The sequence below is a fragment of the Pseudomonas sp. UM16 genome (assembly GCF_050312595.1).
Lineage (GTDB): Bacteria > Pseudomonadota > Gammaproteobacteria > Pseudomonadales > Pseudomonadaceae > Aquipseudomonas.
Window position 1 is genome coordinate 22456 of sequence record NZ_JBNPJT010000015.1, and the last position, 25156, is coordinate 47611.

Annotated in this window: 20 protein-coding genes; 14 read left to right on the forward strand and 6 right to left on the reverse strand. The window is 60.6% G+C overall.

Annotated elements, in window-relative coordinates:
* Nucleotides 1–6 precede the first annotated feature (6 nt).
* Nucleotides 7–1347 carry an MFS transporter gene (locus ACQRAX_RS18375; RefSeq protein ID WP_412040827.1) on the reverse strand — a complete coding sequence of 447 codons (1341 nt, stop codon included), beginning with the start codon at nucleotides 1345–1347 and terminating at the stop codon, nucleotides 7–9.
* Between the two features lie 56 nt (nucleotides 1348–1403).
* The gene (gene mdlC, locus ACQRAX_RS18380) at nucleotides 1404–2990 is read right to left on the reverse strand and encodes a benzoylformate decarboxylase (RefSeq protein WP_412040828.1); all 1587 of its coding nucleotides are present in this window, start codon (nucleotides 2988–2990) and stop codon (nucleotides 1404–1406) included.
* Nucleotides 2991–3116: 126 nt separating this feature from the next.
* On the opposite strand from mdlC, the gene ACQRAX_RS18385 reads away from it, so the two are divergent.
* Nucleotides 3117–4013, forward strand: a complete 897-nt coding sequence (locus tag ACQRAX_RS18385) for a LysR family transcriptional regulator (protein ID WP_412040829.1) — start codon at nucleotides 3117–3119, stop codon at nucleotides 4011–4013.
* Here ACQRAX_RS18385 and ACQRAX_RS18390 read toward each other — a convergent pair.
* Together ACQRAX_RS18390 and ACQRAX_RS18395 are read right to left on the reverse strand one after the other, a co-directional pair.
* Nucleotides 4010–5341, reverse strand: coding sequence for an MFS transporter (locus ACQRAX_RS18390; protein WP_412040830.1), 1332 nt, complete (start codon nucleotides 5339–5341; stop codon nucleotides 4010–4012). The two genes, ACQRAX_RS18385 and ACQRAX_RS18390, sit on opposite strands and share 4 nt — an antisense overlap.
* Before the next feature lie 407 nt (nucleotides 5342–5748).
* Entirely contained in the window at nucleotides 5749–6723 is a 975-nt protein-coding gene (locus ACQRAX_RS18395; protein ID WP_412040831.1) for a DNA-binding protein, read from the reverse strand.
* 180 nt (nucleotides 6724–6903) lie between these two features.
* Here ACQRAX_RS18395 and ACQRAX_RS18400 point away from each other — a divergent pair, with 180 nt between their 5' ends.
* Nucleotides 6904–7860, forward strand: coding sequence for a site-specific integrase (locus ACQRAX_RS18400; protein WP_412040832.1), 957 nt, complete (start codon nucleotides 6904–6906; stop codon nucleotides 7858–7860).
* Here the strand turns inward: ACQRAX_RS18400 and ACQRAX_RS18405 are convergent.
* Nucleotides 7854–8999: a glycerate kinase gene (locus ACQRAX_RS18405; protein ID WP_412040833.1), complete on the reverse strand. Its 1146-nt coding sequence runs from the start codon at nucleotides 8997–8999 to the stop codon at nucleotides 7854–7856. The genes ACQRAX_RS18400 and ACQRAX_RS18405 overlap by 7 nt on opposite strands.
* 104 nt (nucleotides 9000–9103) lie before the next feature.
* Nucleotides 9104–10204, reverse strand: coding sequence for a sugar diacid recognition domain-containing protein (locus ACQRAX_RS18410; RefSeq protein WP_412040834.1), 1101 nt, complete (start codon nucleotides 10202–10204; stop codon nucleotides 9104–9106).
* 159 nt (nucleotides 10205–10363) lie between these two features.
* Between ACQRAX_RS18410 and ACQRAX_RS18415 the strand changes: the two genes are divergently transcribed.
* From ACQRAX_RS18415 to hbdH, 12 genes are all read left to right on the forward strand, one after another.
* Entirely contained in the window at nucleotides 10364–11698 is a 1335-nt protein-coding gene (locus ACQRAX_RS18415; RefSeq protein WP_412040835.1) for an MFS transporter, read from the forward strand.
* Between the two features lie 143 nt (nucleotides 11699–11841).
* On the forward strand, nucleotides 11842–12849 hold the full coding sequence (locus ACQRAX_RS18420; protein ID WP_412040836.1) for an aldo/keto reductase: 1008 nt from the start codon (nucleotides 11842–11844) through the stop codon (nucleotides 12847–12849).
* Between the two features lie 152 nt (nucleotides 12850–13001).
* Complete coding sequence (locus ACQRAX_RS18425; RefSeq protein WP_412040837.1) at nucleotides 13002–14072, forward strand: enoyl-CoA hydratase/isomerase family protein; 1071 nt, start codon at nucleotides 13002–13004, stop codon at nucleotides 14070–14072.
* 16 nt (nucleotides 14073–14088) lie between these two features.
* The gene (locus ACQRAX_RS18430; protein WP_412040838.1) at nucleotides 14089–15240 is read left to right on the forward strand and encodes an acyl-CoA dehydrogenase family protein; all 1152 of its coding nucleotides are present in this window, start codon (nucleotides 14089–14091) and stop codon (nucleotides 15238–15240) included.
* Between the two features lie 563 nt (nucleotides 15241–15803).
* Nucleotides 15804–16901 carry a 3-deoxy-7-phosphoheptulonate synthase gene (locus tag ACQRAX_RS18435; RefSeq protein ID WP_412040839.1) on the forward strand — a complete coding sequence of 366 codons (1098 nt, stop codon included), beginning with the start codon at nucleotides 15804–15806 and terminating at the stop codon, nucleotides 16899–16901.
* A gap of 32 nt (nucleotides 16902–16933) precedes the next feature.
* On the forward strand, nucleotides 16934–17215 hold the full coding sequence (locus ACQRAX_RS18440; protein WP_412040840.1) for a peptidylprolyl isomerase: 282 nt from the start codon (nucleotides 16934–16936) through the stop codon (nucleotides 17213–17215).
* Nucleotides 17216–17340: 125 nt separating this feature from the next.
* Nucleotides 17341–19161, forward strand: a complete 1821-nt coding sequence (locus tag ACQRAX_RS18445) for an extracellular solute-binding protein (protein WP_412040939.1) — start codon at nucleotides 17341–17343, stop codon at nucleotides 19159–19161.
* Nucleotides 19158–20216, forward strand: coding sequence for a microcin C ABC transporter permease YejB (locus ACQRAX_RS18450; protein ID WP_412040841.1), 1059 nt, complete (start codon nucleotides 19158–19160; stop codon nucleotides 20214–20216). The genes ACQRAX_RS18445 and ACQRAX_RS18450 overlap by 4 nt, the downstream gene beginning before the upstream one ends.
* On the forward strand, nucleotides 20216–21238 hold the full coding sequence (locus tag ACQRAX_RS18455) for an ABC transporter permease (RefSeq protein ID WP_412040842.1): 1023 nt from the start codon (nucleotides 20216–20218) through the stop codon (nucleotides 21236–21238). Before ACQRAX_RS18450 ends, ACQRAX_RS18455 begins: the two co-directional genes overlap by 1 nt.
* A gap of 30 nt (nucleotides 21239–21268) precedes the next feature.
* Entirely contained in the window at nucleotides 21269–22657 is a 1389-nt protein-coding gene (locus tag ACQRAX_RS18460) for a sigma-54 interaction domain-containing protein (RefSeq protein WP_412040843.1), read from the forward strand.
* Nucleotides 22658–22937: 280 nt separating this feature from the next.
* On the forward strand, nucleotides 22938–24329 hold the full coding sequence (locus ACQRAX_RS18465) for a GntP family permease (RefSeq protein ID WP_412040844.1): 1392 nt from the start codon (nucleotides 22938–22940) through the stop codon (nucleotides 24327–24329).
* A 10-nt stretch (nucleotides 24330–24339) separates the two neighbouring features.
* A complete protein-coding gene (gene hbdH, locus ACQRAX_RS18470) occupies nucleotides 24340–25110 on the forward strand; it encodes a 3-hydroxybutyrate dehydrogenase (RefSeq protein ID WP_412040845.1) in 771 nt (256 codons plus the stop codon).
* The last annotated feature ends 46 nt before the right edge of the window (nucleotides 25111–25156 follow it).

The window sequence follows — 25156 nt, forward strand, 5'->3', positions numbered from 1 at the left end:
GGTAATTCAAACAGTGGGTTTACTGATGGCTTCAGGCTCACCAGTCTGCTGTGGCGCTCGCACCTGAATACAGACAATGGCTAGCGCGCCAATCACCCCTGGCAGGGCAAAGGCCAGGAAGTTCTGCTGCAAAGGCAGCTCCAGGGAAAGCAGACTGCCACCGAGCATCGGGCCGGCAATCGCCCCCAGGCGCCCGACGCCAGCGGCCCAGCCAAGCCCGGTAGAGCGAATATGCGCGGGATAGGCGATCGAGGCATAGGCATGAATCACCGCCAGAGTGCCAATGGTGGTGGCGCCGGCGACCAATAACAGCAGGTTGAGCAGCAGCGGATCTGGCTTGAAGCCCAAGGCCGCCAGCGACAACGCCGCCAGCACAAAGAACAGCGCCAGGGTGCGCTGCACGCCAAGGCGGTCAGCGAGCCAGCCACCGAACAGCGCACCCACGGTTGCACCAATGTTCAGCGTCACCAGAAAGGCAAGGCTGGAGCCCAGTGGATAACCACCCTGCGCCATCAGCTTGGGCAGCCAGGTGTTGAGCCCGTAACTCATCAGCATGCACATGGCAAACGCCACCCACAGCAGCACGGTCGCCAGGGCACGGCCTTTACTGAACAACTGCGGTAAACGAGCGGCCTGAGTCTGTTTGTCGCTACGGGGCAAGCTCAACGCTGTGCCTGGGCGAAAGCCCGGATCGACCTTGACCAGCAATTGCTCCAGCTCGGCGCGGCGCCCCTTGAGCTCCAGAAACGCTGCAGATTCGGGCAGGTAACGCAGCATGAACGGCACCGCCAGAACCGGAAGTACCGCGACGTAGAACACTGCCTGCCAGCCCCACTGGGGGATTACCGCAATCGCCAGCAAAGCCGACAGCACTGCGCCCACCGAGTAGAAGCTGGACATCACGGTAATCATGGTGCTGCGCCGCCCCTGTGGGGCGAATTCGCTGATCAGGTTCACGGCACTGGGCACCAGCGCTCCCAATGCCAATCCAGTCACCAACCGGCAGGCTCCAAGCTCTATCGGTGTGCTCGCATGCCCAGTCATGAAGGCCGCCAGGCTGGCCATCAATGTGGTGACAATAATCAGCTTGCGTCGACCGAAGCGATCCGCCAGTGGCGCAAGCAAGGTGCCGCCAAAGAGCATGCCGAACAGCGCGCAGCTGCCCAACGTGCCAGCTTCAAGCGGGCTGAGTTGCCACTCCTGCATCAGGCGAGGCACCACCGAGCCGTAGATCACCATGTCGTAACCATCGAACAGCATGATGAAACAGCCCCACAGCAGAATCAGCAGATGGGTGCGATTGAAGGGTGCAGCGTCGATCACGTCACTGACGGAAGTCTTGTTCATAGCCACCTCTGTTTTTATTGTTGTGTCGGAGCGGGCTTGCGCCACGCGATTGCGGCTCAGGGTTCGATGGTTTGGGTGGGCACCTCAATCAGCACTGGCCGGTTGCCTGCCAACGCCTCACTGAACGCACTGGCAAATTCAGCCGCAGTCGCTGCATGCACAGCCCGTACGCCGTAACCCTGGGCGATGGCGCAAAAATCCAGGCCTGGCACGTCCAGCCCCGGCGCATCGCTGACGCTGAGCACATCGGCAAACCAGCGCAGCGCGCCATAGGTGCCGTTCTTCAGAATGATGAAGACCACCGGGATGTTGTATTGCGCGGCCGTCCACAAGGCGGTGATGCCGTAGTTCGCCGAACCGTCGCCGATGATGCCGATCACGCGCCTTGCGCTGGTCGCCAGTTGCACGCCGACCGCCGCCGGCAAGCCAAAGCCAAGGCCGCCGGCAGCCGGAAAGAAGTAGCTGCCCGGCTCGCGCATTTCCACGCGCTGCCAGAATGCACCGACGGTGGAGGTGGATTCCTTGACGTAGATGGCGTCTTTGGGGGCCAGCGCGTTGATCAGGTCAAACACCGTTTCCGGCCGCAGCAAGCCACCCTCCTCGACCACTGGCTGTACGTTGGGCAAAGCCGTTGGCATGGGTCGATCGACATACGGCACGCTGTCGACCAGCGCTGCAAGGGTCTGGGCAATGTCGCCGACCAGGGCATCGCCCATCGGTGCGCGCGCCGCCTCCCCCGCATCGCAGGTGATATGCAGTAACTGGCAATTGGCAGGCAGATAGTCGCCCGGTGCGTATTGGTGGTAGCGAAACACCGGCGCGCCCACCACCAGAATCAGGTCGTGGTCGGCCAGGCAGCGGCTGATACCCGAAATGGCTGCTGGCAGCACGCCGCGAAAACAGGCGTGACGGGTCGGAAACGGACAACGCGATGCCGAAGGCGCGATCCACGCTGGCATGCGCAGCTTCTCGGCAAGTTGCACCGCTAGATGATTAGCCCCGCTGCCATCGACATCGGGCCCCAGCACCAGCACCGGGTTGCGTGCTGCTGCAAGTTGCTCGCAAAGCTGTTCCAGTTGCGCGGCCGAAGGCAGGCCGGCACTGGCCACGTGACGTCGGGCCAGGTGTTCGACCCCAGCTGGCGCTTCACACGCCCAGTCGTCATACGGAATCGACACGTATACCGGCCCGCGAGGCGGCAGGCTGGCCATATGAATTGCCTGGCTCAGTGTGCGTGGCACATCTTGTGCCGAGGCCGGCTCGTGGCTCCACTTCACCAGCGGCTTGGGCAATTGCGCGGCATCGACGTTGGCCAGCATCGCCTCCACACCAATCATCGAGCGCACTTGCTGGCCGGCGGTGATCACCAGCGGGCTGTGGGAGTACCAGGCATTGGTCAGCGCGCCCATGCCATTGCCGGTGCCGGCGGCGGCGTGCAAGTTGACGAAGGTTGGTTGACCGGTAGCCAGGGCATAACCATCGGCCATGCTCACCACCGCCCCTTCGTGCAGGCCGAGAATATAGCGAAAATCTTCTGGAAAGCCCTTTAAGAAAGGCAGCTCGTTAGAACCTGGGTTGCCAAAAATCGTGGTCAGGCCGTGCTGGCGGAGAATGTCGTAGGAAGCGCGGTGAACAGTTTTCATAAAGACCCTTGCAGCGTGTTTTTAAAATTTGAGTTACTTTTGCAGCCACCGCCAAATTGATCAAATTGATACTATTTCTACATAACATAAAACCGGTCTATATCATCACGCACACTTCGAGTCCCCATGAGCCACATCGACCTGAACCTGATCCGCACCTTCGTTACCCTCTACGAAGCCCGCAGCGTGACGCTCGCCGCCGAGCGCCTGTTCGTTACTCAACCCTCGGTCAGCTACGGCCTCGCGCGCCTGCGTGAACTGTTTGACGACGCTTTGTTCAGTCGCACCCGTGACGGTATCCAGCCGACCTTTGTCGCCGAACAGTTGTACGCAACACTGCGCGACTCGCTGACCCGCATCGAAAGTGCGGTGCAGAGCACACGCCAGTTTGACCCTGGTAGCACCGAGCGCAGGTTTCGCATTGCCCTTTCCGACCTCGGCGAGATGGGCTTTCTGCCACTGATCCTCGCGCGTCTGAACCGCGAGGCGCCGCATGCCGAAGTCGAAGTGCTGCCGTTGCAGGTCGACCAGGTCGGTGAATGGCTGGCGGGCGGCAAGATTGACGCTGCCATTTGCCGCCCGCCGGTACCCGGTACCCGCAGCCAGGTGCTGATGCGTGAGCGTTATGTCTGCCTGTTGAGCGTGGAACACCCACGCATCAAAGGTGAGTTGAGCCTTGAACAGTTCGTTGCAGAGCGTCATATCACCGTCACCCGCACCACCGGTCACGGCAGCGTCGAAGATGTGTTGAACAGCATGCAGATACAGCGCCGGATCAGCTTGCAGGTCCCGCATTTCTCGGTGCTGCCGAAGATCATTCCCGGGACCGACTTGCTCGCCGTTTTGCCGGCGCAGATCGCCCGGCTTTTCGTTAAGGAAGGCGGCTTGAAAATGCTCGAGCTGCCGTTCCAGGTTGCCGAGTTCAACGTCTCGTTGAACTGGCACCCCAACAGCGACAACTCCGCCGCCCTGCAATGGTTCTGCACCACGGTCGCCGAGGCGATCATCGACGGCCAGGCTTAAGCGCCAGCCATCACCGGCTGCACAGGTGTTGGCGTGGGCTTGAGCAGCAACAGGCAGCCAGCGGCAATGACAAACACGGCGGCGAAAACCCCATACAAATGCAGCGGTTGCCAACCACCGTCGAGCAGCACACCGGCCACTGTCGGCGACAGAATCGCGCCGATGCGGCCGATGCCGATACCCCAGCCAACCCCGGTGGCACGCACCGAAGCGTCGTAGACCACTGGCGACAAGGCGTAGAGCCCGGCCACGCAGCCGTTGGAGAACAACCCGATCAGCAAGCCCAGCCCCAGGGCGGCAACGATCGATGAGCCGCTGCCGACAAACGCCACCAGCAGCCCGGCGGTGATCAGCATGAACAATGACAGCACCCGGCTAAGCGGCCAGCGCGAGGACAGACCACCGATCAGTGCCGCACCAAGGATGCCGCCAACGCTCAGCAGCACGCCCCCGGTGATGCCTTGCTGTGCCGACAAGCCTGCGGAGACCAGCAGTTTCGGGGTCCAGCTCATGATGAAATAGAAGCCAAACATCACCAGGAAAAACAGCAGCCAGATCAGTAACGTGGTGCGGCGCATGCTGGGGGTCAGCAACTGTCTGAAACCGGTCACGGCACCTGCCTCTTTCAGCTGTTGCGGCGGCAACTCTGCCAGCTGCGGTTGCCCGAGACGCACGGCCAGTTGATTGACGCGCGCCAGTGCATTGGCTGGGCGCCGCGCCAACAAGAAATCCAGCGATTCGGGCAGCCACAGCAGTACCAGCGGGATTACCAGCAAGGTGGCAATACCGCCAAACAGGAACACCGAGCGCCACCCCCAATGACTCAACAGCCACACCGCCAACAGGCCGCCAAGTGTCGCGCCCAGGGCATAACCGGTGGATTGCAGGCTCACCGCCAGGCCGCGCCAACGCTTGCTGGCATATTCGCTGGCGATGACATTACTGCTGGCAAGGATGCCGCCGATGCCCAACCCGGTCAGGCCGCGCAGCAGCGCCAGTTGTACAGGGGTCTGGCTCAATGCCGAAAGCAACATGCCAATACCCGACAGTGCCAGGCAAAAGAGGATCAATGGGCGGCGGCCGCAACGGTCGGCCCAAGGCGCAATAAATAACGACCCGGCGGCCATACCGAACAAGCCGGCGCTGAGCAACAGGCCGATCTGCGCCCCACCCAGCCCCCACTCCGCTGAAACCGAGGCAGCCGTAAACGCCATCACCAGCACGTCGAAGCCGTCGATCATGTTCAGCACAATGCACATGCCGATGGCCAGGCATTGGAACCTGCCCATTGGGTCGTTATCCACGCGGTGCTTGAGATCAATACTCATGGGGTCACCTGCGAGTCGGCGACGACCTGAGGCGAGAGAGTACAGAAGCACACGCGCACGCAAAGAAGGCGGTGGGAACCCTGGCAGTTCCGCACCGTTGATAAGCCATTCATGACTGAACCCTTTTTGTAATTGTTATCGTCTACGGGCAGGAGGGCTCCCGCCGTCGCCAGGCGCTAATCAATCAGATAATGGATCCATAGACAATGGGGTGTTTTCGAAGGACCCTGCGCACTTCAGTATGAAAAATGCCTAATCTGTTGCTGTAATCTCTATTAAATCGTTATTTATCAATCTTTTGGTAAACAAATACGATTAACGAATTTCTGTTCGATTATCGCCCGGCAATGGCGAGCAACCTTTATCTGAGTGGATGACGGGCCAACAGATTGACTTTATTGGATCCATCAATCTTCAGAAGAGCGTAACCGTTCAAGTGTTTTTTCCGCTTGATTTAGTTGCGCCTCAAGCTTACCGATCAGTTGCAATTGCTGACGTAGCTCGGTCACCCGCTCAGCCAGGCTGAGCGCCAGGTTCTGGTTCTGTTTTTCCAGCTCAGCCCGCGAACCTTCCAGTTGTGCCAGGTTCACTTCCAGCCCCTGGATTTGCGCTTGGCGCCGTTCACCCTGGGTTTTGAGCGTGCGCTGGGCATCCTTCAGGGTTCGACTCTGCACCAACAAACCTTCGTTGTCGCGATTCAAGCGAGTCAGCTCGTCTTGTTTGACGATCAGGGTCTGCTGCAACTGACGCAACTCGACCTGCAGTAACTGCACTTGCCCTTCATGACGGCGCTGCTCTTGCTCGCGTTGTTCACGGCTGGCGTTGCGGTAATGCTCCAAGGCGTCGCGGGCGTGCTGGTGTTTTTCTTCCAGCGAGGCGATCTGCTCATCCTTGTCGACAAGGCGCAGGTTCAGCTCACCCACGGCCTGATTGAGCGTGGCATTGCGGGTTTGCTCGGTTTGCAGGGTACTGCAGGTGGTGGCCAACTCGGCTGACTCCACGGCCAGCGCTGCTGCCTGGATCTCATGCTGCTGTTGCAACGCCGCCAATGCCTGTTGACTGATCTGTACTTGCGCCAGCAACGTTTGCCGCTCGGTCTCAAACGCGCTACGAACCTCATTGATGCGCGCTTCGCCCTCTTCACGCAGCTGTTCGGACAACTGCTCAACCAGCGTTGCCAATGCATCACTGAGGTTAGGGGTACTCATTGTCTGCGCGGGGTGCTGGCTGTCCAGCTCTTTCAAATAGCGGTGAATCGTGGTTTTCGAGCCGGTATTACCCAGCTCGATACGTACCGCATCGATGCTCGGATGGAGACCGCGGGCCAGCAGCACTTGACGCGCTTTCTGCACTACCGCCTTGTTGATACCGCCGCGAGCCATAGAGCCTCCTACTATTTCGTATTGTGGTACGTACTACGTATTTACATGGTATCTGAATGAAAAAATTGATGCTTAAAAAAACCATCATTAAGATAAAATAATCACGGCTTATCGCATTTGATCCTCTAGAATGCTCGCTTGAAGTACTCAAGGCGTTACGCTTGGCGAGGGAACACAGCAATGAACAGCATCGAACGCTACCTGCAGGCCGCGACCCGGGATAACACCCGACGCAGCTATCAGGCAGCGGTAGAACACTTCGAAGTGAGTTGGGGTGGTTTTCTTCCGGCCACAGCTGACAGTGTCGCCCGTTACCTGGCCGACCACGCCGACAGCCATGCGATCAGCACCTTGAAGCAACGTCTTGCCGCCTTGGGGCAATGGCATGTCAGTCAGGGCTTTCCGGATCCGACCAAGGCGCCGTTGGTGCGTCAGGTCCTCAAGGGAATTCGCACCCTGCATCCGGCGCAAACGCGGCAGGCTGCACCGCTACAGATCCAACATCTGCAGCAGGCAGTAACGGGGCTGGAGCAAGAAGCCCGACAAGCTCGCGAGCAGCACAACCTGCCCGCCTTGTTACGGGCAAGGCGCGATGCGGCGTTGCTGTTGATCGGTTTCTGGCGAGGGTTTCGCGGCGATGAGCTGGCGCGCCTGCAGGTCGAACATATTCAGGCCCAGGCCGGCAAAGGCCTGACGATCTATCTGCCGCGCAGCAAAGGCGACCGCCAGGCGCTTGGCGTTCGCCATCAGGCCCCAGCGCTGAAAGTGCTGTGCCCGGTCCAGGCTTACCTGCAATGGATTGAAGTGGCAGGGGTTGCGCACGGCCCGGTGTTTCGCAAGCTCGATCGCTGGGGCAACCTTGGCCAGGCGCCACTCAACAGCAATAGCCTGATCACCCTGCTGCGCCGGATTCTTGAGCGTGGCGGCGTGCCTGCTTCTTTATATACCGGCCACTCACTGCGCCGAGGCTTCGCCACCTGGGCCACCAGCAATGGCTGGGAGCTCAAGGCGCTGATGAGTCACGTCGGCTGGAAAGATGCCAAGTCGGCCCTGCGTTACATTGATGCATCGGTGTCTTTCGGCGAGCTGGCGCTACTCGACAGCGCAGCGCAGCCGCTCACCCTTCCCGCTCAATGAGCTGATTTGCCGGCACAGCGCCACAGGCGAGCGATGTCTCCGGCCCGGGCCTGCAGCAGTGTCGCAGCATTGGCACAGGCTTGCTCAAGGCTCATCGGCCCACTTGTCAGGGCAAATGCGGCATCGATGCCATGAGCGTACAGCTGCTCATAGCCTTCTCCCAACGTCCCGGCAATCACCACCACCGGCACGCCATGAAGCTTGGCAATCCTGGCCACGCCAAACGGGGTCTTGCCGCGCAAGGTTTGCGCATCGAAGCGACCTTCGCCGGTGATGACCAGGTCGGCGCCCTGCACCGCTGCTTCCAGCCCGGCCAGTTCCGCCACCACGTCAATGCCCGGGCGGAATGTCGCCTGCATGAAGGCTTTAGCGGCAAAGCCCATGCCGCCGGCCGCGCCGCAACCTGGAAAGTCGCGCACGTCCTGGCCAAGCGCCTGTGCGACGTGATCAGCAAAATGACCCAAGGCCTGATCCAGGCATTGCACTTGCTCAGGGCTGGCACCTTTTTGCGGGCCGAAAATCGCTGAAGCGCCATTGCTGCCGCACAATGGGTTGTCGACGTCGGCAGCCACTTCCAGCTGGACGCGGGCCAAACGCGGGTCCAGCTCACTGGCCTCCAGGCGCGCTAACCGGGCCAATGCCAAGCCACCCTCGGCCAGCGGCTGATCCTCGGCATCGAACAGGTGCAGCCCTAGCGCTCGCAGCATGCCGCTACCGGCATCGTTGGTGGCGCTACCACCGATGGCCAGAATGATGCGCTGCGCCCCGGCGTCGAGCGCGGCACTGATCAGTTGGCCGGTGCCGTAAGTACTGCTGCGACAGGCGTCACGCTGGTCGAGGCGGAGCAACTGCAAACCGCTGGCCTGAGCCATTTCGATAATCGCTGTGTGGCTGTCGGCCAGCCAGCCCCAGCCGGCTTGTACCGGCTCGCCTAACGGGCCTCGTACTTGCTGACTACGCAGCTCACCACTACAGGCGGCAATGATCGCCTCCATGGTTCCTTCGCCACCGTCGGCCATCGGGCACTTGAGCAGTTGCGCGGTGGGCCAGACCTGGGCCAACCCCAGGCCAATGGCGTCGGCCACGCTTGCGGCGCTGAGGCTGTCCTTGAACGAGTCGGGGGCGATGACGATTTTCATGCAAATTCTCCTGCTGCAGATCGTTGCATGCTGACAGCTAGACAACCGGCGCGCTTGTGTCGGATGCACAAAGGCTGCACACAGGCTTTGGTCAGTTTGCCCAATCAGGCGTCGGCAGGCAGCAACTGCAAGCCCAGATACAGGCTCAACATGCCATCCAGGCGCAAGGGATCGACTTCACTCAACTCGCCAATGCGCTCCAGGCGATAACGCAGACTGTTGCGATGGATGCCCAGGGCGTCGGCGCAAGCCTGGCTCTGGCCCTCGTGGGCGCACCAGGCGCGCAGGGTGGCGAGCAACTGACCACTGTTGTCCTTGGCACGGATGCGTTGTAAGGGCTCGAGCAACTCGTCCAGAGCGTCATCATTGCGGTGACGCCAGAGCAACGCCGGCAGGCGGTAGCGGCTCAGGCTAAGCATCTGCTCGGCGGGCAACACTTCACGGCCATAGGCCAACAGATCGCGTACGCGGCGATAGCTACGGCGCAACTGTTCAAGGCTCTGTGCCGGTGAACCCGTGGCCAGGCGCTGCACCTGCCAACCATGGCGCTGAAGCCTTTCCAGCAACCGTGGCTCATCCAGGCTGACGCCGGCTGGACGGCACCACAACAGCGATTGCCGTGCGGGGCTGACACACCAACTGTCCGGATAACGGCTCATCAACCAACTGGCCAAAGTCTCGGCAGTGGATCCGCCATCCAGCTCGAACAGGCAAGGCACTCGCGGCAACTGCGGCTTGAGCCCCAACTGCCGGGCCTCATCAACCAGGCGCGGCGAATCGCCGGAACCGCCCAGCAGCAAGGCCAGCAAGTCGTCACAGCGCTGCCGCCGCCATTGCTGCTCGACCTGCAGGTGGCGCTGGGCCAGGAGCATTTCGGCGGTCATGCGCACCAGTTCGGCATAGGTGCGCAACTGTTGCGGGTCCCCCGTCAGCCCCAGCACACCGATCAGGCGGCCGTCGAGCATCAGCGGTAAGTTGATACCCGGCTGCACGCCTTTCAGGCACTTGGCTGCATCGACATCCAGCTCGACAATCCGACCGTTAGCCAACACCAGTTGTGCGCCTTCGTGACGGGTATTGATACGCTCCGGCTCACCACTGCCGAGGATCAGCCCCTGGCTGTCCATGACGTTGACATTACAAGGCAAAATGGCCATCGCCCGATCGACGATATCTTGCGCCAGGTCATGGTCCAGTTCGAACATAGGAGGATCCTTGTTGTCGCAATGATTGGTCCGGGGCACAGCACGCCACCGAAAATGCTGTGCAAAAGCACAAAGACAGCCACGGTCCGCTCACCGAGACTCATCGCTAGCCGCCTCAACGCAGGTGGCGGCGATAAACATAACAACAGAGAGCAAATCATGTCATACAGCCCTGCCCCTGACCAAGGCCAAGACGACACCCGCAACGCGCTGTATCGGCGCATCACTCTGCGGCTGATCCCGTTCATCTTCATCTGCTACCTGTTCAATTACCTGGACCGGGTCAACGTTGGCTTTGCCAAGTTGCAGATGCTCGACGCCCTGAAATTCAGCGAAACCATCTACGGCCTCGGTGCCGGCATCTTCTTCATTGGCTATGTGCTGTGCGGCCTGCCCAGTAACCTGGCGCTCAACCGTTTTGGCCCGCGGCGCTGGATCGCGCTGATGATGATTGCCTGGGGCATGCTTTCGACCTGCCTGCTATTCGTCACCACGCCGATGGAGTTCTACGTGCTGCGCCTGTTCACGGGTGCGGCTGAAGCGGGCTTCTTCCCCGGCATCGTGTTGTACCTCTCGCGCTGGTTCCCGGCGACCCGCCGTGGCCGGATCATGGCTCTGTTCATGTCGGCAATCCCGGTATCGGGACTGCTCGGCGGACCGTTCTCCGGCTGGATCCTCAATCACTTTGCCGCAGGCCAACATGGCTTGGCTGGCTGGCAGTGGATGTTCCTGATTCAAGGTTTGCCGACCGTGTTGCTCGGTTTCCTCGCCATCTTCCTGCTCAGCGACGGCTACGCCACAGCGAAATGGCTGAGCCCGGCAGAGCGTGAAATGATCAAGCACGACTTGGCGGTGGATGCCGCCAGCAGGCCAGTCACTGCCAGTGACAGCCTGATGTCGGTGTTCACCAACCCAATGATCTGGACCTTCGGCTTCGTCTACTTCTGTATTCAGAGTGGTGTGTATGCGATCAATTTCTGGCTGCCGTCGATCATCAAGAGCCTGGGCTTCAGTGATGCTTTGTTGATCGGTTGGCTGAGCGCGATCCCGTACTTGCTGGCAGGTGTGTTCATGTTGCTGGTGGGCCGCTCGGCAGACCTGCGTAACGAACGGCGCTGGCACCTGGTGGTGCCGATGCTGATGGGCGCGCTCGGTCTGCTGATTGCGGTCAACTTCGCCCACAACCCGGTCATTGCCATTATTGGCCTGAGCATCGCCACCATGGGCGCCCTCACCGGCTTGCCAATGTTCTGGCCAATGCCCACGGCCCTGCTCAGCGCCGGTACTGCGGTGGCAGGCCTGGCGATCATCAACTCGGTCGGGCAGATGGCGGGCTTCCTCAGCCCCTATTTGGTGGGCTTCATCAAGGATCAGACGGGCTCGACCGATGCTGCGCTGTACTCGCTAGCAGCGTTGATTGTGGTCGGCAGCCTGGTGGCCTTGCGGGTATCGCGGGTACGGGCAGGTGGGCTGGTGGGTGAGCAGGTGAACTAAGCATCTGCATCGCTGGCAAAGCCAGCTCCCACTGGGTCTGTGTTACGGGCTAATGGTGGGAGCCAGCCTTGCTGGCGATGCTTTCAATCACCGCGCTAACTGTGTAAAACAGATCGGATCCAAACCGCCATGGGATCCTGATCATGATCTACCGTCCACTGGGCCGCAGCGGCCTGCAAGTGTCCGCCCTGACCCTGGGCAGCATGATGTTCGGCGACGCAACCAGCGCCGAAGACTCACTGCGCATCATCAACAACGCCTGGGACCAGGGCATCAACTTCATCGACACCGCTGATGTGTACAACGCCGGACGCAGCGAAGAGATTGTCGGTGAAGCCATTGCCCGCAACCGCCACGACTGGATCCTGGCCAGCAAGGTCGGCTTCGGTCCGGCTGATGGCGTCCCGAATCGCAGCGGTTTGAGCCGCAAGCACATCTTCAATGCCATCGACGCCAGCCTGAGCCGCCTGGGCAGCGATTACCTGGACATCTATTACCTGCACCGCGAAGACCACAGTACGCCGCTGGAGGTTACCGTCGCTGCTATGGGCGATCTGCTGCGCCAAGGCAAGATCCGTCATTGGGGCGTGTCCAACTTCCGTGGCTGGCGCATCGCTGAGATCTGCAATCTGGCCGAACGTATGGGTGTACCAAAGCCAGTGGTCAGTCAGCCGCTGTACAACATCGTCAACCGCCAGGCCGAACCGGAACAGTTTCATGCCGCCGCCTACCACGGTCTGGGGATTGTGCCCTTCAGCCCATTGGCCCGCGGTGTACTCAGTGGCAAGTACGCGCCCAATGCCGCACCGGATGCGGGCAGCCGCGCGGGGCGTCAGGACAAGCGCATCCTGGAAACCGAGTGGCGCTCAGAGTCGCTGGCCATTGCCGAAAAAATCCACGCTTATACCCAAGACAAAGGTGTGGGCATGGTCGAGTTCGCCATTGCCTGGGTACTCAACAATCAGTTGATCAGCTCAGCCATCGTCGGGCCGCGCACCGAGGCGCAGTGGGACACCTACAGTGGTGCGCTGCAGGTCACGATCACAGCTGATGACGAAGCCTTCATTGACTCGCTGGTGATGCCGGGGCACGCCTCCACCCACGGCTACAACGATGTCGCGCATTTTGTCAGCGGACGCCTGCCACGGTAGGCACGTCGATGTATGCAAAAATGCAGATTGAGCCTGCAGTTTTGTCGATTGTACTGGGCAAATTTGCACTGGTAGGATCCGTCGATCCTCTAGCATCTCTCCAGATCGTGACAATTCACCTGGAAAATCAATAACAAAGCAGGGAGACAGCGATGACCGCGCACGTTCAAACGCCGACTGCAGCGCCGATTCTGGCCCAGGTTCGCAACCATATTGGCCACTTGACCCTCAACCGCCCCGCCGGCCTCAACGCCCTGACCCTGGACATGGTTCGCAGCCTGCAGCAGCAGCTCGATACCTGGGCCGGTGATGATCAGGTACACGCCGTGGTGTTGCGCGGTGAAGGCCCGAAAGGCTTCTGCGCTGGCGGTGACATCCGTTCGCTGTATGACAGCTACAAAGCCGGTGAGCGTCTGCACCAGGATTTTTTCGTCGAAGAATACGCCCTCGACTTGTGCATCCACCATTACCGCAAGCCGATCCTGGCACTGATGGACGGCTTTACCCTGGGCGGCGGCATGGGCCTGGCCCAGGGCGCCGAGCTGCGGGTAGTCACCGAGCGCAGTCGCCTGGCCATGCCAGAAGTGGGCATCGGTTACTTTCCGGATGTCGGCGGCAGCTATTTCCTTTCTCGCGTGCCCGGCGAACTGGGCACCTACCTGGGCGTCACCGGCGTGCAGGTGCAGGCGGCTGACGCACTGTACTGCGGCCTGGCCGACTGGTACCTGGACAGCAACAAACTGTCCCTGCTCGATGAACGTCTCGATAGCCTGAAATTCACTGAATACCCGCTCAAGGATCTGCAGGGCGTGTTGGCCAAGCTCGGTACCCAAGTGCTGGACGACGCGCCCCTGGCCAAACTGCGCCCGGCCATCGATCACTTCTTTGCCCTGCCCGAGGTCAGCAGTATCGTGGAACAACTTCGGGCAGTAACCGTCGCCGACAGCCATGAATGGGCCGTGAAAACCGCCGAACTGATGGACACCCGCTCGCCGTTGGCGATGGCTGTGACCCTGGAGATGCTCCGCCGCGGCCGCCACTTGAGCCTGGAAGACTGCTTCAAAATGGAACTACACCTGGACCGACAGTGGTTCGAGCATGGCGACCTGATCGAAGGCGTGCGCGCGTTGATCATCGACAAGGACAAGCAGCCTCGCTGGACCCCCGCGACCCTCGCTGGCCTGAGCCGTTCACGCGTGGATCAATTCTTCGAAGGCCTGTAAGGCCTGGAGTACGCAGATGCAAGACCTAGAACTGACCGAAGAACAGATCATGATCCGCGACATGGCCCGCGACTTTGCCCGTGGCGAGATCGCACCGCATGCCCAGGCCTGGGAAAAAGCCGCGTGGATCGATGATGCCGTGGTGAAGAAAATGGGTGAGCTGGGCCTGCTCGGCATGGTTGTGCCCGAACAATGGGGCGGTAGCTACACCGACTACGTCGCCTATGCCTTGGCCGTGGAAGAAATCGCCGCAGGCGATGGCGCCACCGGTGCGTTGATGAGCATTCACAATTCGGTGGGCTGCGGCCCCCTGCTCGCCTATGGCAGCGCTGAACAGCAACAGACCTGGTTGCAGCGCCTGGCCAGCGGCGAAGTGATTGGCTGCTTCTGCCTGACCGAGCCGCAAGCCGGCTCTGAAGCGCATAACCTGCGTACCCGCGCTGAACTGCAGGGTGATCATTGGGTCATCAACGGGGCCAAACAGTTCGTCAGCAATGCCCGGCGTGCAGGCCTGGCCATCGTCTTTGCGGTGACCGATCCAGAGCTTGGCAAGAAAGGCATCTCGGCGTTCCTGGTGCCTACCGACAACGAAGGTTTTGTCGTCGACCGCAGCGAACACAAAATGGGCATCCGCGCCTCCGACACCTGCGCTGTAACCCTGAACAACTGCCGTATTCCTGCCAGCAACATGCTCGGCGAGCGCGGCAAAGGCCTGGCCATCGCCCTGTCCAACCTCGAGGGTGGTCGCATCGGCATCGCCGCTCAGGCCTTGGGCATCGCTCGCGCAGCGTTTGAAGCCGCGCTGGCCTATTCCCGAGACCGTATCCAGTTTGGCAAACCGATCAATGAGCACCAGAGCATCGCCAACTTGCTGGCCGACATGCAGGTGCAGATCAATGCTGCGCGCCTACTGATCCTGCATGCCGCGCGCCTGCGCAGTGCCGGCAAACCGTGTTTGAGCGAAGCGTCGCAAGCCAAGCTGTTTGCCTCGGAAATGGCCGAGCGCGTCTGCTCCAAAGCGATTCAGGTGCATGGTGGTTATGGATACCTGGAGGACTATCCAGTAGAGCGTTACTACCGCGATGCACGGATTACCCAGATTTACGAAGGTTCGAGTGAGATTCAGCGGATGCTGATTGCGCGGGAGCTCAAGCATTACGCGTTGTAGACGCGTGCTGCGCACGCTTTGCGAGGACCTGTATAAATTAGTGATTGAAACGACAGCAACGCCTGAAGTAAGCTCAGGCTCATCAACTGGAGAGTCCCATGTCGCCATCCACCCTCACTCATGCTCACCATGCAGGTCGCCCGTCGCGTCCGGTGCTGGCTGTGGCCGAGTGCGCGACTGTCGCTCCTGCTGCGTTTTATTTTGGGTATTGGTTTAGCCACAGGCGCCGCTGATACCCACACCGGCGCCCACTTTCAAGGGGCCGCCGATACGAGAATACTCAACCCCCGGTCGGCTCCCCGACCGGGGGTTTTGCTTTTTCAGGCCCCAGAAAACCGAACAGATAACGAGGATTTACCCCATGAACTACGCCACTTACCACCGTTACCCAAGCTTCACTGCCTGGCGATTTAGCCAATCCCGTTCGGGCCAGTCTGCCGCCTCCGATCGGTCCAGCACAGGTGGCATCACCACACAGAATGCCAATCCGGCTCTTTGTCGAACACCTCGATAGGGCCGACCGCGCGGGCCAGAACCCGCCGTCCGCCCAGGGAAAAATCGCCATGCAATCGTCTTCGCTCGCTCTGCCCCTGACCCAGCCTCAAGCGGCCAACAGTGCCGTCAGCCAACGTCTGCCCAGCCCGCATTTGCTCAAGCAGCAGATGCCACTGTCCAATACCCTTGCCCACCAGGTTGAACAGCATCGCCAGGCCGTGCGCGCCATTCTTGAAGGTCGTGATTCACGCCTGCTGGTAATCGTCGGCCCCTGCTCGATTCATGACCCACGCTCAGCCCTGGAGTACGCCGACCGCCTCGCCACCCTCAGTGCCGAGGTCAGCGACCAGATGCTGCTGGTGATGCGCGCCTACGTCGAAAAGCCGCGTACCACGGTGGGTTGGAAAGGCCTGAGCTACGATCCGCACCTGGACGGCAGTGACGACATGCATGCCGGCATCGCCCTGTCCCGCGGCTTGATGCTGGGCATGCTCGAGCGCGGCCTGCCGATTGCCACCGAATTGCTGCAACCGATGGCCGCAGGCTACTTCGACGACTTGCTGAGCTGGGCGGCGATTGGTGCACGCACCACCGAGTCGCAGATTCACCGCGAGATGGTCAGCGGCCTGGGGTTGCCTGTGGGCTTCAAGAATGGCACCGACGGCGGTGTCGCGATTGCCTGTGACGCCATGCGCAGCGCCGCTCATGCGCACCGCCACTTCGGTATGGACGCTCAAGGCTACCCGGCGATTATCGAGACCCTGGGCAACCCGGATACGCACTTGGTGCTGCGCGGCGGTCACCAAGGCCCGAACTACGATCAAGCGAGCATTGCCCACGCCCGCCAAGGGTTGGCAAAAGCTGGGTTGACGGCGCGGATCATGGTCGATTGTAGCCATGCCAACAGCGGCAAGGATCCGCTGCGCCAGCCGGCAGTGTTCGAAGACGTACTGCAACAACGCCTGGCAGGCGACCGCTCGATTGTCGGCATGATGCTCGAAGGCCATCTGTTCGACGGATGCCAGGCCCTGGGTAAGACGCCACTGAAGTACGGAGTTTCCATCACTGATGGTTGCCTGGGATGGGACAGTACCCAAGCCCTGTTGCGCCAGGGTGCAACTGCACTAGCTGATATTGCGCAGGAAAAATCGGTTGTAATCCGGTAGTCTCGGCACTTTCTTGAAAAGGAGTATCTCCCATGGCCAAAGCCACTGCCCGTCACATCCTGGTTGCCACCGAAGACAAGTGCAACGAACTGAAAGCTCAGATCGAAGCCGGTGCCGACTTCGCTGAGATTGCCAAAGCCAACTCGACTTGCCCATCCAGCCGTCAGGGCGGCGACCTGGGCTTCTTCGGTCCAGGTCAAATGGTCAAAGAGTTCGACACCGTGGTGTTCAGCGCACCTGTAAATACCGTACAGGGCCCGGTGAAAACCCAGTTTGGCTACCACCTGCTGGAAGTGACCAGCCGCCAGGACTGAGTCCATCCCTGAACCGGTCCGCTTGGGCCGGTTCAGGCTCTGCGGCCGAAACTGCTAAGCTACAGCCACAATCGTGGGTACAGGTAGTCAGGCCCTTGCAAACCGGTCGCTCCCCTCTTTTCCTCCTGTTCGCTTTAGCCTTGACCTGGGCTCATGCTGCCCTGGCGGCACCTGGCCATGCCCTCACAGTGTATGGCGAGCCACCCCGCTACCCTGCCGATTTTCACCACTTCCAATACGCCAACCCCAACGCCCCCAAAGGCGGCAGTCTACGTCGCTCGGCCATCGAGATCGGCCAGTTCGACCATGTGTTGCCTTATATCGACAAGGGCATTGGCGTAGCCGAGGTCGATGGCTGGCTGTATGCACCGCTGGCCGTCCGTTCCCAGGACGAGCCCTATAGCGTTTATGGGCTTGTCGCTCGCCAGCTGGAACGCGATCCGCAAGGACGTTGGCTACGTTTTTACCTCGACCCGCGCGCACGTTTTGCCGATGGCCAAGCTATTGGTGCTGAAGATGTGCGGTACACCTTCGAGCTGCTGATGCGTGAGGGCAACCTCAAGTACCGCACCCAGTTCGCCGATGTCGAACGGGTCGAGATCGAGGGCCCTCGGCAGATTCGCTTTCACTTCAAGAGCAACCTCAACCGTACCCTGCCACTGGACCTGGCCACCCTGCCGGTGTTGCCCGAGCACTGGTGGAAACACCGTGACTTCGCCAGCGGTGGTGGTTTCGAAGCGCCGCTGGGCAGTGGACCGTACCGTGTTGGGCGGATCGACAATGGCCGCAGCATCACCTTTGAGCGCGACCCGAACTGGTGGGGGCGGGACCTGCCCGTCAACCGCGGGCGCTACAACTTCGACCAACTGCGCATTGAATACTTCGGCGATACCGATGTCGCGCGCCAGGTTCTTCGCGGCGGGGGCTACGACTACAATCGCGAGTTCTCTGCCACCGGCTATTCGATTGGTTACAACAGCCCGGCGCTGGAAAACGGTCGCCTGCAGCGGGCACATCTGGGCAAGGACGCGCCGCAAAGCGCCCAAGGTTTTGTCTTCAACCTGCAACGGCCGGTGTTCAAGGACCGCCGCGTGCGCCAGGCGCTGGCCATGCTCTGGGATTTCGAGTGGAGTAACCGGCAGATGATGCGCAACCTGTACATCCGCCAGCAAAGTTTTTTCTCCAACAGCGCCCTCGCCGCCCGCACCCCGCCCGATGCTGACGAGCTGGCGTTGCTTGAACCATTACGTGGCCAAGTACCGAATGAGGTGTTCAGCCAGGTCTTCGAAGCACCACGCACCGATGGCTCCGGGCTGATCCGCGACAAACAGTTGCAAGCCCTGGCACTGCTTCAGGCGGCTGGCTGGAAGCCCGAAGGCGATCAACTGGTCAACGACCAGGGCGAGCCTCTGCGCTTTACCTTCCTCAACGGTCAGGCCGGTTTCGAGCGCCTGCTGTTGCCTTGGAAACGCAATCTGGCACAGATCGGCATCACCCTCGACATCCGCCGTATCGATGCCTCGCAATACGTCAACCGTCTGATGGCCCGTGATTACGACTTGATCGTAACGGGCTACCCCGTGTCGCCCTCACCGGGTCTTGAGCTGTACAACTATTTTGGCTCGGCGGCCGCCAATGACCCAGGCTCGAACAACTACATGGTCCTGCAGGACCCCGCTGTAGACCAATTGCTCGACGGCCTGGTCAAGGCCAGCAGCCAGGCCGACATGTTGCGTCATGCCCATGCCCTGGACCGGGTACTGCAGTGGAATTACTACTGGATCCCCAACTATTACCCACCGGGATCGTCCACGGTGTGGTGGAACCGCTTTGGCCTGCCCAAGGTGCAAGCGAGCAACGACGAGGGCCTGGACAGCTGGTGGGAAGTCAGCCCCACGGCACTGACCAATGCGCAGATGGCTGAGCGCCTCGAGGAGCAGCCATGACCGCCTATATTTTGCGTCGACTGCTGTTGATCATTCCAACTCTGCTGATCATCCTGCTGGTCAACTTCGTCATCGTCCAGGCCGCACCTGGCGGCCCGGTGGAACAAGCCATCGCCCGCCTGCAGGGCATCGGCACGGGTGCACCAGGGGCCAGCGTGGAAACCGTGCACACCAGCTCGCGCGCCAGCCGCGGACTGGACCCGAAACTGATTGAAGACATCAAACGTCAGTACGGCTTCGACAAATCGGCCCCCGAACGCCTGTGGCTGATGCTCGGGCAATACGCTCGCCTGGATTTTGGCAATAGCTTCTTTCGCGGTGCCAAGGTGACCGACCTGATCCTGGAAAAAATGCCGGTGACGTTGTCGTTGGGCTTTTGGGCGACCTTGATCACCTACCTGGTATCGATCCCCCTGGGCATTCGCAAGGCCATTCGTCACGGTTCAGCGTTTGACGCCTGGAGCAGCAGCCTGATCGTGATCGGCTATGCCCTGCCCTCGTTCCTGTTCGCCTTGTTGCTGATCGTACTGTTTGCCGGCGGCACGTCGTTGAATTGGTTTCCAGTGCGTGGCCTGGTCTCGGAGAACTTCGACCAACTCAGCCTGCTGGGCAAGCTGGCCGACTACTTTTGGCATCTGGTGCTGCCCGTCGGCGCCTTGGTGATCGGCGGCTTCGCCACCTTGACCCTGCTGACCAAGAACGCCTTTCTCAACGAAATCACCCGTCAATATGTCGTTACCGCGCGGGCCAAGGGTTTGAGTGAGCATCGAGTGTTGTACGGCCATGTGTTCCGTAACGCGATCCTGTTGGTGGTCGCGGGTATCCCCCAAGCCTTGATCAGCGTGTTTTTCGCCGGGTCCCTGCTGATTGAGGTGATCTTCTCCCTCGATGGTCTGGGGCGTATGAGTTATGAGGCCGCTGTGTCGCGGGACTACCCGGTGGTGTTTGGCTCGCTGTTCATTTTCACCTTGTTTGGCTTGTTGATCCGTCTAGTCGGCGACTTGTGCTACACCCTGGTCGATCCCCGCATCGACTTCGCCACGAGGGCACATTGATGTTCAGCCTGTCGCCGGTTTCCCGCAGACGCCTGCAGCGTTTTCGCCGCAACCGCCGCGGCTGGTATTCGCTGTGGCTGTTCGGCGCCCTGCTGTTACTGAGCCTGGGCGCAGAGCTGGTGGCCAACGACAAACCTTTGGTCATGGGCTATCAGGGACAATGGTATTTCCCAGCGTTCAAGCGCTACACCGAACAGGAATTCGGCGGCCAGTTGCCGTTCCAGCCTGACTACCGTAGCCAATATGTGCAGCAGTTGATCAAGAATCAGGGCGGTTGGATGCTATTTGCCCCGGTGCCGTTCAGCGCCGACACACCCAACTATGACCTGCAGCAGCCCACACCTAGCCCACCGTCGATGGTCAACTGGCTAGGTACCGATGACCAGGCCCGCGATGTACTGGCCCGGGTGTTGTACGGCACGCGGGTGTCGATTCTGTTTGCCCTGGCGCTGACCTTGATCAGCACGGTAATCGGCATTGCCGCCGGCGCCTTGCAGGGCTACCACGGAGGTTGGGTCGACCTGATCGGACAACGCGTTCTGGAGGTCTGGTCGGGCCTGCCGGTGCTCTACCTGCTGATCATTCTCAGCGGTTTTGTCGAGCCGAACTTTTGGTGGCTGCTAGGGATCATGGCACTGTTTTCCTGGCTGGCATTGGTGGATGTGGTGCGTGCCGAATTCCTTCGCGGGCGCAACCTTGAGTACGTCCAGGCCGCACGTGCCCTGGGCTTGCCCGACAGTGGGGTGATTCTGCGGCACATCTTGCCCAATGCCATGAATGCCACGTTCACCTACCTGCCGTTTATTCTCACCGGCGCCATCACCACCCTCACCGCCCTGGATTTTCTCGGCTTCGGCATGCCGGCTGGCAGTGCCTCATTGGGCGAACTGGTCAACCAGGGCAAGCAGAACCTGCAGGCGCCGTGGTTAGGCTTTACCGCGTTCTTTGCTCTGGCCTTGATCCTCTCACTGTTGGTTTTCATTGGTGACGCCTTGCGCGAAGCCTTCGATCCACGGGCATAATCGCAACCTTTGACCTTCAGGGAGTGGCCCATGCCTGCCAGTGACAGCCTCAAGGATTATCAGCAGGTGCGCCAACTGGCGATCCGTTCGTTGTTCGAAATCATCGAGCAGTCCAGTGAAGGCACCCTGATCGTCGACCGCGATGCGCGCATTGTCTGGATGAACCAACGCTATGCCCGGCGCTTTGGCCTTGAAGATGCCGCCAGTGTTATTGGCCAGCCCTGCGAAAGCGTCATCCCCGGTAGCCTGATGCGCGAGGTGGTGAGCAATGGTCGGCCGGTTCTGCTGGACATGCTCGACACCCCGAAAGAGCCGCTGGTGGTCATGCGCCTACCGGTGCATGACGGCGACGGAGCGTTGATTGGCGCCATCGGTTTTGCCCTGTTCGATGAACTGCGCAGCCTGTCGCCATTGCTCAAGCGCTACGCCAGCATGCAGCAGGAGCTGGCCTCGACCCGCTCGCAGTTGCGCGCCCGCCAGGCCAAGTACAGCTTTGCCCAGTTCATTGGCACCAGTGCCGCCAGCCTTGAGGCCAAGCGCCGCGCCCGGCGCGGGGCCAGCAGTGACTCGGCGGTGTTGCTGCTGGGCGAAACCGGCACTGGCAAGGAGCTGCTGGCCCATGCGATTCATGCCGCCTCAGCACGGGCACACAAGGCATTTGTCAGCATCAACAGCGCCGCCATCCCGGAAACTTTGCTGGAAGCCGAGTTCTTTGGCACAGCGCCCGGCGCCTATACCGGTGCCGACCGTAAAGGGCGCGCGGGCAAGTTGCAACTGGCGGAAGGCGGCACGCTGTTTCTCGATGAAATCGGCGACATGCCGCTGCCGCTGCAAAGTAAATTGCTTCGGGTATTACAGGAGAAAGAATACGAACCGGTGGGCTCCAACCAGATGCTGCGCAGTGACGTCAGGATCATTGCCGCAACGTCCACCGACCTTTCGGCGGCCATGGCCCGTGGCGAATTTCGTGCTGACTTGTACTACCGCCTGAACGTGCTACCGATCCAGGTGCCGCCGTTGCGTGAACGCCTGGATGACCTGCCGGCGCTGAGCGAAGCCATTCTTGAAGAGCTTGGCAGCCAGCATGAGTTGGATGAAGAGGCGCAAGCGCTACTGAGCCGACATGCCTGGCCGGGCAATATCCGTGAGCTGCGCAATGTGCTGGAGCGGGCAACCTTATTGGCCGATCAACAACGGTTGAGTACGCGCGACCTGCAGGCTGCGCTAGGCACACTGATGCCGCTGCAGGTGCCGGCAGCGCAACTGAGCTATAAACAAGCGTGCGCTACGTTTGAACGGCAGTTGCTGTCCGATACCCTCGCCCGCTGCGCCGGCAATGTGCCGCACGCCGCGCAGCAGTTAGGCTTGGGTCGTTCGACTCTGTACAAAAAACTGGTCGCACTGGGGATCAAGTCTTAATAAAGAAACTCAAATCTCTAAAAAGAGACTTGCATCGTCTCCTGTAGGAGCCGACCTTGCCGGCGATGCAAGGCAACGCTTTGCCAGACTTAGGACTGCTGTGCAGCCCATCGCCGACAAGGCCGGCTCCTACAGGCTCAGTCTCGATATGGAGATATTGAATTCATGACCTTCTATTAAATTACTTTTTTACCTTATATTTCAATCAGTTATAAAACTGGCACGATTCCCGCTATCTCCGGCGATCAACAAAAACAAGATACCCCCAAGGAGACACTCGATGAGTGTGATCATCGCCCTGGCAGCCCTGGCGCTGCTGATGCTGGCTGCTTACCGTGGTTATAGCGTTATCCTCTTCGCCCCCATCGCCGCCCTCGGCGCGGTGCTGCTCACCGACCCTTCTGCCGTGGCCCCAGCCTTCACCGGGGTGTTCATGGAAAAAATGGTTGGCTTTATCAAACTGTACTTTCCGGTGTTCTTGCTCGGCGCCGTGTTCGGCAAGCTGATCGAGCTGTCCGGTTTCTCACGCTCAATCGTTGCCGCGGCGATCCGCTTGCTCGGTACGCGTCAGGCCATGCTGGTGATCGTGCTGGTTTGTGCACTGCTGACCTACGGCGGGGTTTCGCTGTTTGTGGTGGTGTTTGCGGTCTACCCCTTTGCCGCCGAGATGTTCCGTCAGAGCAATATTCCCAAACGCCTGATTCCGGCGACCATCGCCCTGGGTGCGTTCTCCTTCACCATGGATGCCCTGCCCGGCACCCCGCAAATTCAGAACATCATTCCCAGCACCTTCTTCAACACCACCGCCTGGGCTGCCCCCTGGCTGGGCTTGATTGGCACGCTGTTCGTGTTCTGCACCGGCATGCTCTACCTGCAACGCCAGCGCAACAAGGCCCAACGTGCTGGTGAAGGCTATGGCACGGAGCTGCGCAACGAACCGGAAACCGCCGCCGACCTGACACTGCCCAATCCCTTACTCGCGCTCTCACCGCTGCTGCTGGTGGGGGTGATGAACCTGCTGTTCACCCACTGGATCCCGGCCTGGTATGGCAAGACCCATAGCCTCAGCCTGCCGGGCATGAGCGCGCCGGTGCAGACCGACATCGCCAAGCTGACCGCAATCTGGGCGGTCGAGGCCGCACTGTTGCTGGGTATCTTGCTGGTGCTGATAGCCGGCTTTGGCGCGATCAAGAACCGCCTGGCCGAAGGCAGTAAAAGCGCCGTCAGCGGTGCGTTGCTGGCGGCGATGAACACCGCTTCTGAGTACGGCTTTGGTGCGGTGATCGCCTCGTTGCCAGGCTTTCTGGTGCTCGCCGATGCCTTACGCGCCATTCCCAACCCACTGGTCAATGAAGCCATCACGGTGACCTTGCTGGCCGGCATCACCGGCTCCGCCTCCGGCGGCATGAGTATCGCCCTGGCAGCAATGTCCGACAGCTTCATCGCCGCCGCCAATGCCGCCAACATTCCCCTTGAAGTCCTGCACCGGGTCGCTGCCATGGCCAGCGGTGGCATGGACACCCTGCCGCACAACGGCGCAGTGATCACCCTATTGGCAGTCACCGGCCTGACCCACCGAGAGGCCTATAAAGACATTTTCGGTATTACCCTGATCAAAACCCTGGCAGTGTTTGTGGTCATCGCCACCTTCTACGCCACCGGCATCGTCTAAGGAGCATCCCATGCAACTCAACGGCAAAACAGCAGTGGTCACCGGCTCTACCAGCGGCATCGGCCTGGGTATTGCCCATGTGTTGGCGCGAGCGGGCGCCAACCTGATTCTCAATGGCTTCGGCGATGTCAACCTGGCGGTCGCCGAGGTAGCCCGACACGGCGGCAAAGTCGGTCACCATCCGGCCGACCTGAGCGACGTAGTGCAGATCGAAGACCTGTTTGCCTACGCCGAGCGTGAATTTGGTGGCGTCGACATTCTGGTCAACAACGCTGGCATTCAGCATGTCGCCGCCGTTGAAGCCTTTCCGGTCGAGCGCTGGGACGCAATCATCGCCATTAACCTCTCTGCCGTGTTCCATGGCACGCGCCTGGCGCTGCCTGGCATGCGCCAGCGCAACTGGGGGCGGATCGTCAACATCGCCTCGGTGCACGGCCAGGTCGGCTCCACTGGCAAGGCCGCTTACGTGGCCGCCAAGCATGGCGTGGTCGGGCTGACCAAGGTGGTGGGCCTGGAAACCGCCACCAGCAACATCACCTGCAATGCCATTTGCCCGGGCTGGGTGCTGACCCCACTGGTGCAAAAGCAGATCGACGACCGCGCCGCCAGCGGCATCGATGCGCAACAGGCACAACACGATCTGCTCGCCGAGAAGCAACCGTCGTTGGCCTTCGTCACTCCCGAACATCTGGGCGAGCTGGTATTGTTCCTCTGTAGCGAGGCTGGCAGTCAGGTTCGTGGTGCAGCCTGGAACATCGATGGCGGCTGGTTGGCCCAATGACGGGCGGCCCGGGATCTGGCTGCGGCGTCGTCTTTTTTACCTGCAA

Excerpts from the sequence above, each read along its gene's own strand:
- ACQRAX_RS18385 (WP_412040829.1), top strand. The coding sequence starts at position 3,117 with ATGAGCCACATCGACCTGAACCTGATCCGCACCTTCGTTACCCTCTAC.
- ACQRAX_RS18440 (WP_412040840.1), top strand. The coding sequence starts at position 16,934 with ATGGCCAAAGCCACTGCCCGTCACATCCTGGTTGCCACCGAAGACAAG.
- ACQRAX_RS18410 (WP_412040834.1), bottom strand. The coding sequence starts at position 10,204 with ATGTTCGAACTGGACCATGACCTGGCGCAAGATATCGTCGATCGGGCG.
- ACQRAX_RS18460 (WP_412040843.1), top strand. The coding sequence starts at position 21,269 with ATGCCTGCCAGTGACAGCCTCAAGGATTATCAGCAGGTGCGCCAACTG.
- hbdH (WP_412040845.1), top strand. The coding sequence starts at position 24,340 with ATGCAACTCAACGGCAAAACAGCAGTGGTCACCGGCTCTACCAGCGGC.
- ACQRAX_RS18375 (WP_412040827.1), bottom strand. The coding sequence starts at position 1,347 with ATGAACAAGACTTCCGTCAGTGACGTGATCGACGCTGCACCCTTCAAT.
- ACQRAX_RS18405 (WP_412040833.1), bottom strand. The coding sequence starts at position 8,999 with ATGAAAATCGTCATCGCCCCCGACTCGTTCAAGGACAGCCTCAGCGCC.
- ACQRAX_RS18420 (WP_412040836.1), top strand. The coding sequence starts at position 11,842 with ATGATCTACCGTCCACTGGGCCGCAGCGGCCTGCAAGTGTCCGCCCTG.
- ACQRAX_RS18415 (WP_412040835.1), top strand. The coding sequence starts at position 10,364 with ATGTCATACAGCCCTGCCCCTGACCAAGGCCAAGACGACACCCGCAAC.
- ACQRAX_RS18390 (WP_412040830.1), bottom strand. The coding sequence starts at position 5,341 with ATGAGTATTGATCTCAAGCACCGCGTGGATAACGACCCAATGGGCAGG.
- ACQRAX_RS18455 (WP_412040842.1), top strand. The coding sequence starts at position 20,216 with ATGTTCAGCCTGTCGCCGGTTTCCCGCAGACGCCTGCAGCGTTTTCGC.
- ACQRAX_RS18450 (WP_412040841.1), top strand. The coding sequence starts at position 19,158 with ATGACCGCCTATATTTTGCGTCGACTGCTGTTGATCATTCCAACTCTG.
- ACQRAX_RS18395 (WP_412040831.1), bottom strand. The coding sequence starts at position 6,723 with ATGGCTCGCGGCGGTATCAACAAGGCGGTAGTGCAGAAAGCGCGTCAA.
- ACQRAX_RS18435 (WP_412040839.1), top strand. The coding sequence starts at position 15,804 with ATGCAATCGTCTTCGCTCGCTCTGCCCCTGACCCAGCCTCAAGCGGCC.
- ACQRAX_RS18430 (WP_412040838.1), top strand. The coding sequence starts at position 14,089 with ATGCAAGACCTAGAACTGACCGAAGAACAGATCATGATCCGCGACATG.
- mdlC (WP_412040828.1), bottom strand. The coding sequence starts at position 2,990 with ATGAAAACTGTTCACCGCGCTTCCTACGACATTCTCCGCCAGCACGGC.
- ACQRAX_RS18425 (WP_412040837.1), top strand. The coding sequence starts at position 13,002 with ATGACCGCGCACGTTCAAACGCCGACTGCAGCGCCGATTCTGGCCCAG.
- ACQRAX_RS18465 (WP_412040844.1), top strand. The coding sequence starts at position 22,938 with ATGAGTGTGATCATCGCCCTGGCAGCCCTGGCGCTGCTGATGCTGGCT.
- ACQRAX_RS18400 (WP_412040832.1), top strand. The coding sequence starts at position 6,904 with ATGAACAGCATCGAACGCTACCTGCAGGCCGCGACCCGGGATAACACC.